Raw genomic sequence first — 14,828 nt, 5'->3', positions numbered from 1 at the left:
TCGGGGTTGGCGCCTGGTCAGGTGTCGAGCTCCGCGAGCCAGCGCAGCGCGCTCAGGCTCGGTGCGAAGCAGTACTCCCCGCCGCGGGTGACCACGAAGGGTGGCAGGTCCTGCAGCCGGCGGCGGATCGGCCGTTGGGGGATCGTGAAGGTGCCCGGCTCCTCGCCGCGAGGCCCGACGAGCGGGTCGGACTCGAGCGGGGCGCCGATGAAGATGCCGTCGTTCAACCATTGCGTCTTGACGAACTCGAACTGCCGTTTGATGTGCGTGCCGGCGAAGACGAAGATGATCCCGCGGTCGATCCCGTCGTCCTCGAGGACGCCTTCTGGGAGCATCGGCCCGTAGGACGTGCCGCGACGGATCATCCGATGGAGTCGGACGTCCACGCTGCCGTCCGCGTCCAGGGCGTCGCGAGGGTTGGCTCGGCGGGCATGAGCGCCCACGGGGCACTTGAAACCTCGGGGGTCGTCGCCGAAGCCGAAGTCGTTGTTGCGTTGCGGGTCGCTACCGAGGCCTGGGTCGTCCTGGTCAGGGGTGAGTGCGAGCGGGGCGCCGCTCTGCCAGCGTCCAACCATCTTGGCCCCGAGGACGTCTTCCTCAGCGCGGCTCGCTGCCCTCGCACGGAGATAGGTCCGGTACGCGGCGACCTTGGTGTGCAGCTTGCGGAACACGACGTACGTTCCGTTGCGACCCAGCACGTCCGGCGTCGGCATCGGGGGCAGCGCTCCCGTCTCGTCGGGGTAGCCCAGGATGATCTCGCCAGCCTTGAGCGGCCGCTCACGGGAGTTCGTGGGGGCCCGGCCGCTGCCCTCGACCGCGGGTTGCCCGATGCCGTCCTTGAACCCGAACGATGTCCTCCCCGTTGCGAGCTGGTAGCAGTCCTGACGCCAGACCAGCTCGATCCCGGGCAGTTCGGCCTGGACTCGACGGGCCTTCTCGGCGACCGCTTTGAGCCGGTCCTCGTCGGAGGACAGCACGGAGACGGCGACGTGCACGTGGTCCCTGCCGAGCGGTTCCTCCCACTTCTCAGGACCGCTGTCGCCGATGTCTCCCAGGATCTCGGCCCGGGCCGCCATCCCCTGCCGGAACTCTGGCGCGAAGCTCTCCAAGGATGTCTGTGGCACCCCGAGTGCCTCGAGCCCGTGGTAGGTGAACGCGACCGTCAGCGAGGTCTCGTCCGCAGTCCCGGTAGCCGCTGCTGAGCTGACGATCCGGTGCAACCGCCGCACCAGCTCGCGTCCGTCGTCACGGCCACGGATGGCGAGCAGGAGGTAGGTGCCGACATACGGAGAGGGACGTTCGACGAGCGCACCTGCCTGGATGTCGTCAAGTTCCAGGGGACTGCCCGCTGTGGCGTCCATCGAACTCACATGCCTTCCATGGTGATTCAGTGGTGCTCGGGCGGTTCGGGCGGTTCCGGGTTCGGCGGTGCCAGATACGGGAACGTCACGGTGCCCGGCCGGGTGGCGGCGTCGACGCCGTCCCGGATCGTCGGGCCGTGTCCGGCGTTGACGAGCTGGGTGAAGATCGTGTCCATGACGTCGTCGTTCAGGGTCCGGCCGCCGCAGGTCACATGCGCCTCGCCTCGTCGGGCGGCCAGCTCGATCTCGAGGAACGAGCCTTGCTCGACGTACGGCTTGGTGACGTCGACGACCAGGTAGTCGGCGAGGACCAGGTCCGTGAGCGGGTGACTGCCGTCCTCGCCCGCGGGCCAGTCCGTCTTTCCGTCCAGGCCGTCCCAGAATGCGAGGTTGGCGTCCAGTCGCGCCCGAAAGGCGCCGGCGTAGGAATCTCCGAGGTGGAATGCGTCGTCCATGTTGTAGAGGTCGCGGATCTCCAGGTCCCGGTTGACCGGGTCGAAGTCCTTCGGTGCGAGCATCATGTTCTTCACCTCGGGGCGTCCCACCCGCTCGATACGGACGTTGAACTCGCCCCGGGTCAGGGTTTCGGCGACAGCGCCCACGAGCTCCCAGCCAGGCAGGAAACCCGTGTCGATCTCGACGACGATGCTCAGCACGTTCTTGCCGTCGAGGAAGATCGACCCGGACTCGGTGAAAGCGAGCTTCCGGGTCGCGATCGTGGCCAAGGCTGCTCGGGCGTCCATGATGAACGGGTCCCACCGGACGCCGGCGAAGACGCGCACGCCGAGCCCCGCGCCGCCCGCGTCGGCGTTGACTTTGAAGGAGACGAGCTCCCCGCCGGGTGTCGTGCAAGTCCCGTGCTGTTCGTGTCCCTGCTCGCTCGTGCCCGGGTCCGAGACGTGCTCCGGTGGGCCGAAGACGCAGTCGAGCACAACCTCCTCGGCTCCCGGGACGAAACCCCAGCCGGAAGCGTGGCCCGGCGACAGCGTGAGAGGCCGGAGCCGGAACCGATAGAGGAGTCCTGCGGAGAAGAGATCAGTCGGCTTGGCCATGGGAAGCGTGTTGAGGACCAGGACGAGACGCTCCGGGGATTCCGGACTCGGGAAGGCGTAGAAGTCCGTGATGTCCGCGATGGGATCCGCGAGGGCGCGCGGCCCGGAGATGTGGTCAGACATGACGTCTCGTCGCGCGGCTAATCTGCGGCCTCGTCCAGCAACGGCGCCAACGCCGGGTGTTGGAGAGCCTCCGCGGCTTGCGGGTGGTCGAGCACCTGCTGGAACGCGCTGTTCACGCGCAGCGCCTTCCGGATCTCCTTGACCGTGCCGGGGTAGTTGCGGGCGTAAGCTCCGGCTGTCCGCTCGGCGCCGAGGACAAAGTCGCGCACCGCTGCCAGATCCGGCAGCCCGGCGTACCCCTCTACATGCGAGAAGACCGCGTCGAACAGCGCGAGCGTCGGACCCGAGTTGAAGAAGTCGTCCATGTAGGCGTCCCACGGGCCGTCGAAACTGGTGATGAACGCCAGCCTGGTGTCGTCGTCGAACAGGACGAACCGCGCCTCGTGGATCGTCTGGATCGTTATTCCATAGTCCCCCGGCCGATACCCGGGCGTGTCCTGCAGCTTCGTCAACGCATCTTTCAGGGGTTGCGCCTCGCCATCCTTGATACGGAAGAACAAGCTGAACTCGCTCGTGGTACCGACCATCAGTCCAGGCTGTACAGCGTCCACATCGGATGTAGCCACGGGGTGCCTCCTAGGTCCCCCGACGCGCTCGCATCGCGAGAGAGCGAGCCGGGTACTCACAGTTTCGAACCAGCCATCGAGACGGTAGGTCCACCTCCGTCTGGCGCGCTTCACCCCTTGGGGGTGATCGGGTGCGAGCAGGCGGGTCACCCTCGCTCCCGTCCGCCGATCTCTCGATCAGACGCCTTTGCCCTCACCTGAACCGGACGACGCTCGCCTCAGTCGAGGGTCGAGTCATCCGGATCGGGTGAGGACACGGCAGCTGTCCCGGTGTTGCCTCGCATCAAGGGGCTCGGCCGGCGGGTGCGGCCAGCCCGTCGCGGCACTCGTGCGTACGCACGACCACAGCTGAGGAGAATGACGGTGGCACAGACGCAGAGCTCCAGATCCTGGGGGCCACCGGGGGCCGATCGACTGACGGCGGCGTACGGCGGATCGCACAGCCCGTGGGTCGCGTCATGAACGACGTGACGCCGCAGAGCGCAGCGGCACCCTCCCCGTTCCCTCCCATCGCGGACTACGCGTTCCTGTCCAACTGCCACACCGGCGCCCTGATCGCGCCCGACGGCGCGGTCGACTGGCTCTGCGTCCCGAGCTTCGATTCGCCCAGCGTGTTCGGCACCCTGCTCGACCGCCAGGCGGGGTACTTCAGGTTCGCGCCGTTCGGGATCAACCACCCCACGGCGCGCGTCTACGAGCCCGGCTCGAACGTCCTCTCGACGACGTGGAAGACGCCGTCGGGATGGGTCGTGGTCCGCGACGCGCTGACGATGGGTCCGCAGGAGTCCGAGGACCAGGTGATTCCGCACACCCGGCCTCCGGCGGACGACGACGCCGACCACCTCCTGGTGCGAACGGTCCGCTGCCTGGAGGGCACCGTCGAGATGGATCTGGTGTGCGAACCAGCTTTCGACTACGGCCGCACGCCGGCGGACTGGACCATGGTCGACGGCGAACGGCATGCCGCCGACGCGACCGGCGCAGGACAGACGGTCCGGCTCCAGACCGACCTCGCACTCGGTGTGGAGGGCAACCGGGCCCGGGCCCGGCACGTACTGTCAGCCGGCGAGGAGTGCTTCTGCGCCCTGTCATGGGCGGAGGGACTGACCGCCCCGGCCGAGGTCGCCGACGCCATCGGCCGCGTGGACGCGACCACGGGGTTCTGGCGTGCCTGGCTGGGGCGGGCGCGGATGCCCGACCATCGCTGGCGCGACCCGATCCAGCGCTCCGCACTGACCATCAAAGGCCTCACCTACATGCCCACCGGCGCCACCGTCGCGGCGCTCACCACCTCGCTGCCCGAGACGCCTGGCGGCGAGCGGAACTGGGACTATCGCTACACCTGGATGCGCGACACCACGTTCACCTTGCAGGCGCTGCACTTCCTGAACCTCGACTGGGAGGCCGACGAGTTCATGCAGTTCGTCGCCGACCTCGAACCGACCGAGACCGATGCGCTGCAGATCATGTACGGGATCGACGGCAGACGCGACCTGACGGAGTCCATCCGCGATGACATGTCCGGCTACGCCGGTGCTCGACCCGTGCGGATCGGCAACGGCGCGTTCGACCAACGACAGAACGACGTGTTCGGCGCGGTCCTGGACTCTGTCCTCCTGCACACCCGGCGCAGCCAACGCCTGCCTCGGCGGCTGTGGCCCATCGTCCAAACGCAGGCCAGGTGCGCCCTCGAGGTGTGGCGCGAGCCCGACCAGGGAATCTGGGAGGCACGCGGCAAACCCCAACACTATGTGTCTTCCAAGCTGATGGGCTGGGTCGCCCTGGACCGTGCCTCGAAGCTCGCCGAGATCCGAGGCGACGCAGACCTCACGGCGACCTGGCGAGACGCCGCCGAAGAGATCAAGGCCGACATCCTGGCGAACGGCGTCGACGAACGCGGGGTCCTACGCCAGCACTACGAGACCGACGCGCTGGATGCCTCCACCTTGCTGGCAGCCATCTTCGGCTTCCTCCCCCCGGAAGACGAGCGACTCCGCGCCAGCGTGCTGGCGATCGCAGACGAGCTGACCGAGCATGGCTTCGTGCTGCGCTACCGCACCGACGAGACCGACGACGGGCTGGCCGGCAAGGAGGGAACCTTCCTCATCTGCTCCTTCTGGCTGGTCTCCGCGCTGTCGATCATCGGCGAGGAGCAGCGGGCCCAGGACCTGATGGAGCGTCTGCTTCGGATCGCCTCACCGCTCGGGCTGTTCGCCGAGGAGTTCGACGTCGAGACGGGACGGCACCTGGGGAACTTCCCCCAGGCGTTCTCGCACCTCGCCCTCATCCAGGCAGCGGCGCGCATCATCGTCGCCGAGCGCTTGCGTGAGTTCTCCTGACTCGCCCGGCAAGGCTCGAGGCCACCGAACATTGCCGAAGCGTGAGAGGAGCAGGGAATGACACACGTCATGGTGATTGGCGCAGGACCGGCGATCGCTGACCTGGCCACCTGCGGTTCCCACGACATGACATTCCAGCAGTCACCAGCCAGCCGCTCTCCGGTGTCGACTCGTAGAACGCTGGTGCGAATAGGCGCCTTCATCCTGCTGCTTCACATCCTGGGCGCCGCTTTGCTGGCAGTGTCCATCAGCAGAGGCATATCCGCCGCTGGAGGAACGTTCGGCGTGGGCTTCGGACTGGCCGCCTATGCCCTTGGCGTCCGGCATGCCTTCGACGCGGACCACATTGCGGCCATCGACAGCACGACCCGCAACCTCGTCCGCCAGGATGAGCACCCCCTGAGCATCGGCTTCTGGTTCGCGTTGGGACATTCAACAATCGTGTTCGGGCTGTGCGTCATCCTCGGGTTCGGCGCTCACACCGTGGCGCCCGCTCTGAAGGACGACTCATCCGGATGGCCGACCAGCGCCGAGACGCTCGGGGTGAGCGTGGCCGCCTCCTTCCTGGTCGTGGTCGCAATCCTCAACACCATGACCTTGGGTCGGATCTCGGTGACTGCTCACGAGTACCGGCGTGGACGACTCGACGAGGCGGAGCTCGAAGGACACCTCGCCACCCGCGGGCTCGGGGCCAGAATCCTCAAGCCCTTGGTCAACACCGTCCGGAGTCCTCGACACATGTACCCAGTCGGGCTGCTCTTTGGCCTCGGCTTCGACACCGCCACAGAAATTGCGTTGCTGGCGATGGCAGGCGGAGTCGCCGTCACCTTGCCGTGGTACTCGCTGCTGGCTCTGCCGCTGCTCTTCGCCGCAGGCATGTGTCTCTTCGACTCGCTCGACGGCATCGTGATGCAGGCAGTCTGCTCGTGGTCGCTGAATCGACCTGGCCGCAGGATCTACGTCAACCTGGCCGTGACGCTGATGTCGGTCCTCGCGGCACTCACAGTCGCCGCAGTCATGGTGGCGAACCTCATGGCGGAGAGATTCGGCGTCAGCGCATTTCCCATCGGCATACTGTCGCGCATGCCGGTGGAGCACGCCGGCTTCGCCATCGCGGCATTGTTTGCGCTGTTCTGGCTGGGAGCCTGGCTGGCATTGAGGGGCGACGGACCCATCCGGGCGCCACAGCTCACTTCCAGACGCGTACGCGGTCGACCTGCATCGTCGCCGGCAGCGGGGTGGTGGCAGAGGGCTGGTTCGCGGTCGTAGTGACGCCGAGCGACTGGGTCAACGCGATCACGAACGGCTGGTCGAACGGCGCCGGCCTGGTCAGCGGCAACGCCGGACTCCAGCTGTGCTGCAGGCACTTCTTGCCGTCGTACGAGATCGTCAGCGTCCGCGGCGTCCACTCGAGGAGGTAGTCGTGCCACGCGGACGGGTCGGCGACGAGGCAGTCGTTGTTGGTGACCCCGGGGTCCGGGGCGGCGGGCGTGTAGTGGACGTACGGGATGACCCGATCGGGATAGACCGAGTAGTACTCGCCGATGTCGATCTCGCCGGCCATCGGCTTTCCTCCGCGCTTGGCAGGGTCTTGGGGCCAGAGCCAGATCGCGCTGTGGATGCCCCCCACCTTCACGTCGGGCATCCGGGCCCGGATCTCGAAGCGTCCGTACGTCTGGGAGAAGCGTTCCCACGTGCTCACCATGCCGCCGGTGTACTGCGTCATGAACGATCCGGCGGGGTCCTGGCACAGGAACGGCGCCGGCTCGCTCCGCACCGTGAGGCGGAGGACGCCGCCGCCGACCGCGACGTTGTCATGGTTGCCGTAGCACTCCTGGTTGTTGCGGAACCCGCTCAGGGCCGTGCTCTGGACGACCCACTTCTCAGGGTCGAGGCGGTCGCCCCGGAAGTCGTCCGCGAACGTGCAGGTCCAGTGTCCACCGCCGGCCTTGTCGACCCTGGTGCCGCAATCCGCCCCTTGGCGATCTCCACCTTCTCCGGATCCGCAGGCCGCGAGCAAGACGCCGGCGGCGACCAGCGCGACCGCGATCGCCCGCCGGGCACCGAGTCGGGAGCGCATGGCGCCCGAGACTACGACATGCCTGCCCGTACCAACCCCGAGGTCCCCGGCGAAGCGTGTTCGCCGGGGACCTCGGTTGTCATTCAACGGTCGATCGGACTAGACGACGACGAGCTCCTCAGCGTGCTCGAACGGTGTCTCGTCACCCTCGGCCGTGACCGGCGGGCGCTGCTTGGTCACCAGGACCAGGGACAGCACGCCGGCGAGGATGAGCGCGCCCAGTCCCCAGTTGAAGGCGACCGTGTAGCCGTGAACCAGGCCCTCGGCCGTCTTGCCGACCCCGTTGGCCGTGATGTAGCTGGTCGTGGCCGTGGCAGCGATCGTGTTGAGCAACGCCGTGCCCAACGAGCCGCCGACCTGCTGCGTCGTGTTGACCAGAGCGCTGGCGACGCCGGCGTCGTGGTCCTCGACACCGATGAGTGCCGTGCTCGACAGGGCGACGAATGCGAGTCCCACGCCGAGGCTCATGACGATCTGAGCCGGCAGGACCGTGGTGACGTAACTGCCGTCAACCGTGATCTGGGCGAACAGGAACATGCCGACTGCAGCCGCCAGGGTGCCACCGACCATGAGCGGACGCGGCCCGACGCGAGGCAGCAAGCCGCTCGCCACGGTTGCGCCACCCACGACGCCGATGCTGAAGGGCAGGAAGGCCAATCCGGACTTCACGGCCGAGTAGTGCAACGTGCCCTGCATGTAGTAGACGAGGAACAGGAACATGCCGAAGAGCGCGAGTCCGAGCAGCAGTGACACGAGGAACGCCGCAGCGCGGTTGCGCTCCAGGAAGACCCGGGTCGGCAGCAGCGGCTCGGCCGTGTTCCGCTCGATCACGACGAACGAGACGAGCAGGACGACGGCTGCGCCCAGCAGGAGGATCGTGCTGGTCGCCGACCAGCCGCTCTCGTTGGCCTTGGTGAAGCCGTAGACGAGGGCGACGAGCCCCAGGGTGCTGGTGACGACACCGGGGATGTCGTAGCGAGGCTTGCCCTCGGCGCGGCTCTCACGGACCAGCACGGCGGCAGCGACGGCCGTCGCGATGGCGATCGGCGTGTTGACCAGCAAGGTCCAGCGCCACGAGGCGTACTCGGTGAGGACGCCGCCGAGGATCAGGCCCAGCGCCGCGCCGCCGCCGGAGATGCCGCCGTAGACGCCGAACGCCTTCGCCCGCTCCTTGGGCTCGGTGAAGGTCACGGAGATCAGCGACAGGGCAGCCGGCGCCATGAGGGCGGCGAACGCACCCTGCAGGGCGCGGGCGGCGAACAGCTCGCCCTGGTTCTGCGCGAGGCCGCCGACCGCGGAAGCCACGCCGAACCCGACGAGGCCGATGATGAAGACGCGCTTGCGGCCAACGAAGTCGGCGATCCGGCCGCCCAGGAGAAGAAGCCCTCCGAAGGCGAGCGCGTATGCCGTGACGACCCACTGGCGGTTGGCGTCAGAGATACCGAGTGCGTCTTGGGCGGACGGCAGGGCGATGTTCACGATGCTCGCGTCGAGCACCACGATGAGCTGGGCGACGGCTATGACGACCAGCGCCAGCCATCGACGCGGGTCGACGCCGGTGGGCGTCTCGTTCTGGATCGTTGTCATGGAATGTCCCTCAATGGTTTGTGAGCGATGGCGTTCATCGACATCCCATAACGTACGAGACACAATCATCCGAGTCCAGACGATCCGAGTGTGACTTATCCGACGTTGAACATACGTTGGTACCCCGATACCCTGCGGAGCATGGGAACTTCGCTGAAGGACGAGGCCGCAACGCAGTCGCTGGCGGCCTGTGCTGCGGCGTACCCCGCCGACCTCACGATCCTGCTCCACGCCGCGGTCAACCAGGTGACGATCTACCTGGACCGAGCCGCCGCAGAGATGGGCCTCACCGACGCGCGCGACTGGCTCGTGCTGGCCGCTCTCGAGGATGGACAGCAGCGCTCCCAGCTCGAGCTGAGTCGCGTCGTGTGCGTCGACAAGACGACGCTGATCACGGTGCTCGACCGGCTCGAGAAGCAGGAGCTGATCGTGCGCACGGTCGATCCGTCGGACCGCCGGGTCCGCATCCCGCAGATCACCGAGGCCGGCCGACGCATGTACGCCACGTTCGCGACGGCTCGTGACGCGGCGGAGGCACGAGCCCTCGACGGCGTGACCAAGGACGAGCGCGATCTGCTGATGAGACTGCTCGGCCGGATCGCGACCGACACCGACACCCTCGTCTCCTCGACCTGAGGCACGGCCATGGAAAAGGTCGTGGTGCTGCTTCGCGCCGCGGAGCCTGACGACGAGTGGTGCGAGCGGATCCGGGGTCCCGTGGCGGACGAGCTGCTCGACCTGGGGGTGGACGGTCTCACCGTCAACGTCCGTGACAGCGCGGTTCGGCACTCGACGATGACCTTGACGACGCTGGCGCCACCGGTGGCCGCCGTCATCAGCATCTGGACGCAGCAGTCGTACGGTCAACAGATCACGGCCGCCGTCGAGCTGCTGGCCGCCGGATCCGACTCGCTCGCCGCCTACCTCGTCACCGAGTCGGTCCCGATGTCCCCACCCGATCACCTCGGCGAGCGCTGTCCCGGACTGGCGAACGTCGCGCTGCTGCGCCGGCCGTCAGACCTGGACCACGCCACCTGGCTCACACGGTGGCAGCTCGACCACACGCAGGTGGCGATCGACACCCAGGCGACGTTCGGCTACACCCAGAACGTCGTGGTCCGCCCGCTGACCCCGAACGCGCCGGTGATCGACGGCATCGTCGAGGAGCTGTTCCCCGATGCTGCGACCACCGACCTCCACGCCTTCTTCGGGGCCGCCGACGATGCGGACCTCGAGGACCGGATGACGAGGATGGTCGCCAGCACGTCGGCCTTCGGGGCGACGGACAACATCGACACGGTGCCGACCAGTCGCTTCCTGATCAGGTCGCCGTTCCCGGCGACCTGACCCCAGCAATCACGCAGTCGCGGCATCCCGGACGAGCGCGGTGTCGACGAACTGCTCGAACCGGACGATCAGGCCAGCGCGTACGACGAAGTGGTGCGCCACCCGCACCGCGAGCGGCTTGCCGGTCCCCCGGTGCTGCGCCGTGTAGCGGGCCAGGACGACGACGTTCTCGCCGTCGACGACGTAGGTGTCGTCGTGCGCCGTCCAGCCGTCCCAGTCCGCGCCGAGCTTCTCCATGACGTTGCTGGTGACGCCGGTGGGCGTGCGGTACGTCCCCGCGAGCGGGAACCCGGCCATCTCGGTCCACTCGACGTCGGGCGCCAGGGTGGCACGCAGGGCCTCGAGGTCACTGGCAGCAGACGCGAGGTACTGCCGGCGTACGACCTCGGCGGGCGACGACTCGTCGGTCAGCCCCATGTCATCTCTCCCTTGGCGACCTTGGTGCCGAGGTCAGCGGCGATGACGAGCCCGGCGTCCGGATAGGCGGAGACGAGCTTGGCCTTGGCGTCCTCGCCGGTCGCGGACTCGTCGATGACCTGCTCGAAGAACCGCAGGTAGTCGCGGGTGTGCGAGATCGCGGTGAGGTCAGTGGGCGCATCGGCGACGCGGTGACCGGCGACGACGTACGTCGGGGCCAGCGCCTCGAGGTCGTCGAGCACGCGAACCCATTCCGCCCGCAGCTCAGACGTTGCGGAGTCAGCGGTCCAGACGTGCAGGCCCTCGAACAGCAGCACGCCGCCGATGAGCGACCGGGACGCCGGCTCGAACAGGTACCAGGCGCGGTCACCGAGCTGGTCGCTGCCGCGGCGCACCTCGATCGGGGTGCCGTCGACCGTCAGCACGGTCTCGGTCAGCTCTGCGATGTCGACCAGCCGGGTCGGCAGGTTGGCGCCGAGGTGGGCCCATGCCTTGAGCTTGCCCTCGTAGCTGTGGTGGATGTGCTCGATGACGTCTGCGGGGGCGACGAACGAAGCGTCGGGGAACGCGTCGGCGATGACCTCGGCGCCGAAGTAGAAGTCAGGGTCGCCGGCGGTGATCACGACGCGGGTCAGGGTCTTGCCGGAGTCGAGGACCTCCGCGACGATGCGGTGGCCGTCGGCGCGGGTGAAGCCGGCGTCGACGACGAGGGCCTCGGTGTCGCCGCTGACGACGACGCTGGTCTTGTTGAGCGACTCAGGTGCCGCGTCGAAGACGGTGTAGGTGAGGGTCATGAGTGTTCCGATCTTTGTGTGAGGATGTGGCGTTACCTGTAAAAATAGGCTCCACACGTTACCGACACACGGTCGCTGAGGGACATATCATGGTGAAAACTGGACAACCGCCAAGCGAGCCCATCAGACCGGTGCGGTTCGACCCCCCGACCGCCGAGATCGGGGACATCGAGGTCCTGAGCCTCGAGCGGATGCGCGCACGAAGCGGACTGACGGAGTTCCTCACGCCTCAGCGGCTCGATTTCGACATGGTGGTCCGCATCGACGAGGGCACCGCGGTCCACACGGTCGACTTCGCGGAGCACGAGCTGGGTCCGGGCGACGTCCTCTGGGTCCGCGCCGGCCAGATGCACCGGTGGGGGCGCATCGCGGACATCGACGGCCCCTCGGTTCTGTTCAACCCGCACGCAATCGACGATCGCACGAGCCAGCTGGTCAGATCCGTCGGGACGAGCACGCCGAATCACTGGCCTGCGGAAGCCGTCGAGGGATCCCCCGTCGAGGAGGCCTGGGCGCTCCTGATCGCCAGCGGGCAGCAGACCATCACCGGCAACCGGACCCCGCTGCGCGATGCCGTGCTCGCGCACGCCGTCGGCGCCCTCCTCACCGAGCTCGCGCTGGTGCGGCCCGCGGAGGCGACGGTTGGGCCGACCGCGACCCACGAGGCATACCTGTGGTTCCGCGACGAGATCGACCGCCGGTTCAGCGAGTGGCACAAGGTCACCCACTACGCCGACCGGCTCGGCTACTCGCCGCGGACCCTCAACCGGCTGGCACAGGCGCACACCGGCCGGTCCGCCAAGCAGCTCATCGACGAGCGGGTCGTGCTCGAGGCCAAACGCCTGCTGAGCCACGGGGATGCACCTGTGGCGGCGATCGCCGAGCAGCTGGGGTTCGACGATCCCTCCAACTTCTCGACCTACTTCCGAAGCCGCGCAGGAGTCACGCCTGGGGCCTTCCGCAAAGCGGGGTGAGCCGGCCTCAGTCCAGAGCGCGCAGCCGGGGCGACAGATCGGTCGTGAAGAGCTCGAGGAAACGCCGCTGGTCATGACCGGGCGCATGCAGCACCAGGTGGTTGAGGCCCGCGTCGACGTAGGGCTTGACCAGCGCCGCGACCTCGTCGGGGTCCGAGCTGACGATCCACCTCTTCGCCACCTGCTCGATCGGCAGCGCGTCTGCGGCCGCCTCCATCGCCATCGGGTCGTCGATGCTGTGCTTCTGCTCGGCAGTCAGCGACAGTGGCGCCCAGAACCGGGTGTTCTCGAGCGCGACCTCCGGGTCCGGGTCGTAGGAGACCTTGATCTCGATCATCCGATCGATGTTGTCGGTCGACCGGCCGGCCTTCTCCGCACCCTCAGCGAGCGCGGGCATGAGCTTGTCCTCATAGAGCTCCATGCCCTTGCCGGACGTGCAGATCATGCCGTCGCCCTTGCGTCCGGCATATCGCGCCACGACCGGTCCCCCGGCTGCGACGTAGACCGGGACCCCACCGGCCGGTACGTCGTAGATCGACGCGCCGACCGTGCGGTAGTAGTCGCCCTGGAAGTCGACCCGCTCCCCGGTCCACAGCTGTCGCATCAGATCGACGGCCTCCCGCAGCCGCGCGAATCGCTCCTTGAACTCCGGCCACTCGCCCACGAAGCCTGACGCGGCCTCGTTGAGCGCCTCGCCGGTCCCGACGCCCAACAGGATGCGGTCCGGGTAGAGGCAACCCATCGTCGCGAACGCCTGCGCGACGACCGCTGGGTTGTAGCGAAACGTCGGGGTCATGACCGACGTGCCCAGACGGATCGACGACGTGCGCTCACCGACCGCGGTCAGCCACGCCAGCGAGAACGGCGCGTGACCCCCGTTGTGCCGCCACGGCTGGAAATGATCGCTCACCACGGCGGTGTCCATGCCAGCCGCCTCAGCGAGGACGCCGAGCTCGACGAGCTCCCTGGGCGCGAACTGCTCGGCCGACGCCTTGTAACCGATTCTCAGCTCCACGCGGCTCTCCTCACGCTGTTTCCGATGGTTGAACCATGGCACGGTCACCCAGTCGGCCGGCCAGGAGGTCGCGCGGCGGGATGCCAGGGCCGCTACGACATGCGTGCTCCGCACCGGTCACCTAGCGTGATCTCACCATGGTCCGCCTCCGCCGTACGTCCCCGAGCTCGCCGGGCTGGTCGCGGGTCCGGCACGGCCGCGGCTTCCGCTTCCTCGACGAGGACGGCCGCCCGCTCGAGCCCGAGCAGGTGCTGCGGTGCAAGGAGCTCGTCATCCCGCCGGCGTGGAACGAGGTCTGGATCTGCGCGGTCGAGAACGGCCACCTGCAGGCGGTCGGCACGGACGCCGCGGGACGCCGGCAGTACATCTACCACCCCGACTGGCGAGCCCGCCGCGACACCGAGAAGTTCGAGCGGATGGAGGGGTTCGCCGCGTCGCTGCTCAAGCACCGGCTCGAGGCGCGCCGCCAGCTCAGCGGCGAGGAGCTGAGCCTCGAGCGCGTCGCCGCGACGGCGTTCAGCCTGCTCGACCTCGGCATGTTCCGGATCGGCTCTGAGCGGTATGTCGAGCAGAACGAGAGCTACGGGCTCACGACCCTGGAGAAGCGGCACGTGCACGTCTCAGGACGCGACATGACGTTCTCGTATCCGGCCAAGTCCGGGCAGGTCGTCGAGGTCACCGTGCGCGACGAGCGCGTGCGCGAGGTGCTCGACGTGCTCCGCCGGCGGCGCGGCGGCGGCGACCGCCTGCTGGCGTACAAGAGTGGCCGGCAGTGGCGTGACCTCGACGCCGACGACGTCAACGCGTACGTCAAGGAGATCGTCGGCGACCTCTACTCGGCCAAGGACTTCAGGACCTGGCGCGGCACCTCGATCGCCGCCCTCGCACTGGCACGCAGCGACCGCTGCACGCCGACCCGGCGCAAGAAGTCCGTCGCCGCGGCGATGCGTGAGGTCGCGGACCACCTCGGCAACACCCCGGCGATCGCCCGGACCTCGTACGTCGATCCGCGGATCATCGACCTCTTCGAGGACGGCATCACGGTGCGCGCCGACCACCGTCGGGTGGCGCCGGGCGCACCCATGAGCCGCACGCTGGAGCGCCAGGTACTGCGGATCCTGCGGCGCGCGTGAAGCATGCCCTGAGCGGGTCGGCGACTCCGCGCGTGGAGGC

Annotated in this window: 14 protein-coding genes; 6 read left to right on the top strand and 8 right to left on the bottom strand. The window is 68.2% G+C overall.

Going from position 1 to position 14,828, the window contains the following annotated elements; translation table 11 throughout:
• Nucleotides 1–17: 17 nt before the first annotated feature.
• Genes AC1DVU_RS16965 through AC1DVU_RS16955 form a run of 3 tightly spaced genes read right to left on the bottom strand, consistent with a single transcriptional unit; the run spans nucleotide 18 to nucleotide 3,063 of the window.
• A complete protein-coding gene (locus AC1DVU_RS16965) occupies nucleotides 18–1,361 on the bottom strand; it encodes a Dyp-type peroxidase (RefSeq protein ID WP_476923639.1) in 1,344 nt (447 codons plus the stop codon).
• A 26-nt stretch (nucleotides 1,362–1,387) separates the two neighbouring features.
• Nucleotides 1,388–2,536, bottom strand: coding sequence for a DUF4331 family protein (locus AC1DVU_RS16960; protein WP_476923638.1), 1,149 nt, complete (start codon nucleotides 2,534–2,536; stop codon nucleotides 1,388–1,390).
• A 17-nt stretch (nucleotides 2,537–2,553) separates the two neighbouring features.
• Entirely contained in the window at nucleotides 2,554–3,063 is a 510-nt protein-coding gene (locus AC1DVU_RS16955) for a hypothetical protein (RefSeq protein ID WP_476923637.1), read from the bottom strand.
• Nucleotides 3,064–3,560: 497 nt separating this feature from the next.
• Here AC1DVU_RS16955 and AC1DVU_RS16950 point away from each other — a divergent pair, with 497 nt between their 5' ends.
• On the top strand, nucleotides 3,561–5,441 hold the full coding sequence (locus AC1DVU_RS16950; RefSeq protein ID WP_476923636.1) for a glycoside hydrolase family 15 protein: 1,881 nt from the start codon (nucleotides 3,561–3,563) through the stop codon (nucleotides 5,439–5,441).
• A gap of 57 nt (nucleotides 5,442–5,498) precedes the next feature.
• The gene (locus AC1DVU_RS16945; RefSeq protein ID WP_476923635.1) at nucleotides 5,499–6,710 is read left to right on the top strand and encodes a HoxN/HupN/NixA family nickel/cobalt transporter; all 1,212 of its coding nucleotides are present in this window, start codon (nucleotides 5,499–5,501) and stop codon (nucleotides 6,708–6,710) included.
• On the opposite strand, the gene AC1DVU_RS16940 is transcribed toward AC1DVU_RS16945, so the two are convergent.
• Together AC1DVU_RS16940 and AC1DVU_RS16935 are read right to left on the bottom strand one after the other, a co-directional pair.
• Complete coding sequence (locus AC1DVU_RS16940; RefSeq protein ID WP_476923634.1) at nucleotides 6,631–7,521, bottom strand: glycoside hydrolase family 16 protein; 891 nt, start codon at nucleotides 7,519–7,521, stop codon at nucleotides 6,631–6,633. The two genes, AC1DVU_RS16945 and AC1DVU_RS16940, sit on opposite strands and share 80 nt — an antisense overlap.
• Nucleotides 7,522–7,620: 99 nt before the next feature.
• A complete protein-coding gene (locus AC1DVU_RS16935) occupies nucleotides 7,621–9,108 on the bottom strand; it encodes an MFS transporter (RefSeq protein ID WP_476923633.1) in 1,488 nt (495 codons plus the stop codon).
• A 141-nt stretch (nucleotides 9,109–9,249) separates the two neighbouring features.
• On the opposite strand from AC1DVU_RS16935, the gene AC1DVU_RS16930 reads away from it, so the two are divergent.
• Nucleotides 9,250–9,744 carry a MarR family winged helix-turn-helix transcriptional regulator gene (locus AC1DVU_RS16930; RefSeq protein WP_476923632.1) on the top strand — a complete coding sequence of 165 codons (495 nt, stop codon included), beginning with the start codon at nucleotides 9,250–9,252 and terminating at the stop codon, nucleotides 9,742–9,744.
• A 9-nt stretch (nucleotides 9,745–9,753) separates the two neighbouring features.
• Nucleotides 9,754–10,455, top strand: a complete 702-nt coding sequence (locus tag AC1DVU_RS16925) for a hypothetical protein (RefSeq protein WP_476923631.1) — start codon at nucleotides 9,754–9,756, stop codon at nucleotides 10,453–10,455.
• A gap of 9 nt (nucleotides 10,456–10,464) precedes the next feature.
• Here the strand turns inward: AC1DVU_RS16925 and AC1DVU_RS16920 are convergent, their stop codons facing one another.
• Nucleotides 10,465–10,872 carry a nuclear transport factor 2 family protein gene (locus AC1DVU_RS16920; RefSeq protein WP_476923630.1) on the bottom strand — a complete coding sequence of 136 codons (408 nt, stop codon included), beginning with the start codon at nucleotides 10,870–10,872 and terminating at the stop codon, nucleotides 10,465–10,467.
• Nucleotides 10,863–11,666 (bottom strand): MBL fold metallo-hydrolase, encoded by an 804-nt coding sequence (locus AC1DVU_RS16915; protein WP_476923629.1) that lies wholly within the window; start codon nucleotides 11,664–11,666, stop codon nucleotides 10,863–10,865. The genes AC1DVU_RS16920 and AC1DVU_RS16915 overlap by 10 nt, the downstream gene beginning before the upstream one ends.
• Before the next feature lie 131 nt (nucleotides 11,667–11,797).
• Between AC1DVU_RS16915 and AC1DVU_RS16910 the strand changes: the two genes are divergently transcribed.
• Nucleotides 11,798–12,640: a helix-turn-helix domain-containing protein gene (locus tag AC1DVU_RS16910; RefSeq protein WP_476923628.1), complete on the top strand. Its 843-nt coding sequence runs from the start codon at nucleotides 11,798–11,800 to the stop codon at nucleotides 12,638–12,640.
• Nucleotides 12,641–12,647: 7 nt separating this feature from the next.
• Here AC1DVU_RS16910 and fgd read toward each other — a convergent pair whose 3' ends face one another.
• Entirely contained in the window at nucleotides 12,648–13,655 is a 1,008-nt protein-coding gene (gene fgd / locus AC1DVU_RS16905; RefSeq protein ID WP_476923627.1) for a glucose-6-phosphate dehydrogenase (coenzyme-F420), read from the bottom strand.
• 137 nt (nucleotides 13,656–13,792) lie between these two features.
• Between fgd and AC1DVU_RS16900 the strand changes: the two genes are divergently transcribed.
• Nucleotides 13,793–14,788, top strand: a complete 996-nt coding sequence (locus AC1DVU_RS16900; protein ID WP_476923626.1) for a DNA topoisomerase IB — start codon at nucleotides 13,793–13,795, stop codon at nucleotides 14,786–14,788.
• Nucleotides 14,789–14,828 lie beyond the last annotated feature (40 nt).

The organism is Aeromicrobium sp. P2_G6 (assembly GCF_056403535.1).
Note: the sequence above shows the minus strand (reverse complement) of the source record. Positions and strands in the feature narration are given on the sequence as shown.

Bases quoted from the DNA above. Each gene is read 5' to 3' on its own strand.
- AC1DVU_RS16955 (WP_476923637.1), bottom strand. From the start codon at position 3,063: ATGGTCGGTACCACGAGCGAGTTCAGCTTGTTCTTCCGTATCAAGGAT.
- AC1DVU_RS16935 (WP_476923633.1), bottom strand. From the start codon at position 9,108: ATGACAACGATCCAGAACGAGACGCCCACCGGCGTCGACCCGCGTCGA.
- AC1DVU_RS16965 (WP_476923639.1), bottom strand. From the start codon at position 1,361: ATGGACGCCACAGCGGGCAGTCCCCTGGAACTTGACGACATCCAGGCA.
- AC1DVU_RS16900 (WP_476923626.1), top strand. From the start codon at position 13,793: ATGGTCCGCCTCCGCCGTACGTCCCCGAGCTCGCCGGGCTGGTCGCGG.
- AC1DVU_RS16960 (WP_476923638.1), bottom strand. From the start codon at position 2,536: ATGTCTGACCACATCTCCGGGCCGCGCGCCCTCGCGGATCCCATCGCG.
- AC1DVU_RS16915 (WP_476923629.1), bottom strand. From the start codon at position 11,666: ATGACCCTCACCTACACCGTCTTCGACGCGGCACCTGAGTCGCTCAAC.
- AC1DVU_RS16930 (WP_476923632.1), top strand. From the start codon at position 9,250: ATGGGAACTTCGCTGAAGGACGAGGCCGCAACGCAGTCGCTGGCGGCC.
- AC1DVU_RS16940 (WP_476923634.1), bottom strand. From the start codon at position 7,521: ATGCGCTCCCGACTCGGTGCCCGGCGGGCGATCGCGGTCGCGCTGGTC.
- AC1DVU_RS16920 (WP_476923630.1), bottom strand. From the start codon at position 10,872: ATGGGGCTGACCGACGAGTCGTCGCCCGCCGAGGTCGTACGCCGGCAG.
- AC1DVU_RS16950 (WP_476923636.1), top strand. From the start codon at position 3,561: ATGAACGACGTGACGCCGCAGAGCGCAGCGGCACCCTCCCCGTTCCCT.
- AC1DVU_RS16945 (WP_476923635.1), top strand. From the start codon at position 5,499: ATGACACACGTCATGGTGATTGGCGCAGGACCGGCGATCGCTGACCTG.
- AC1DVU_RS16925 (WP_476923631.1), top strand. From the start codon at position 9,754: ATGGAAAAGGTCGTGGTGCTGCTTCGCGCCGCGGAGCCTGACGACGAG.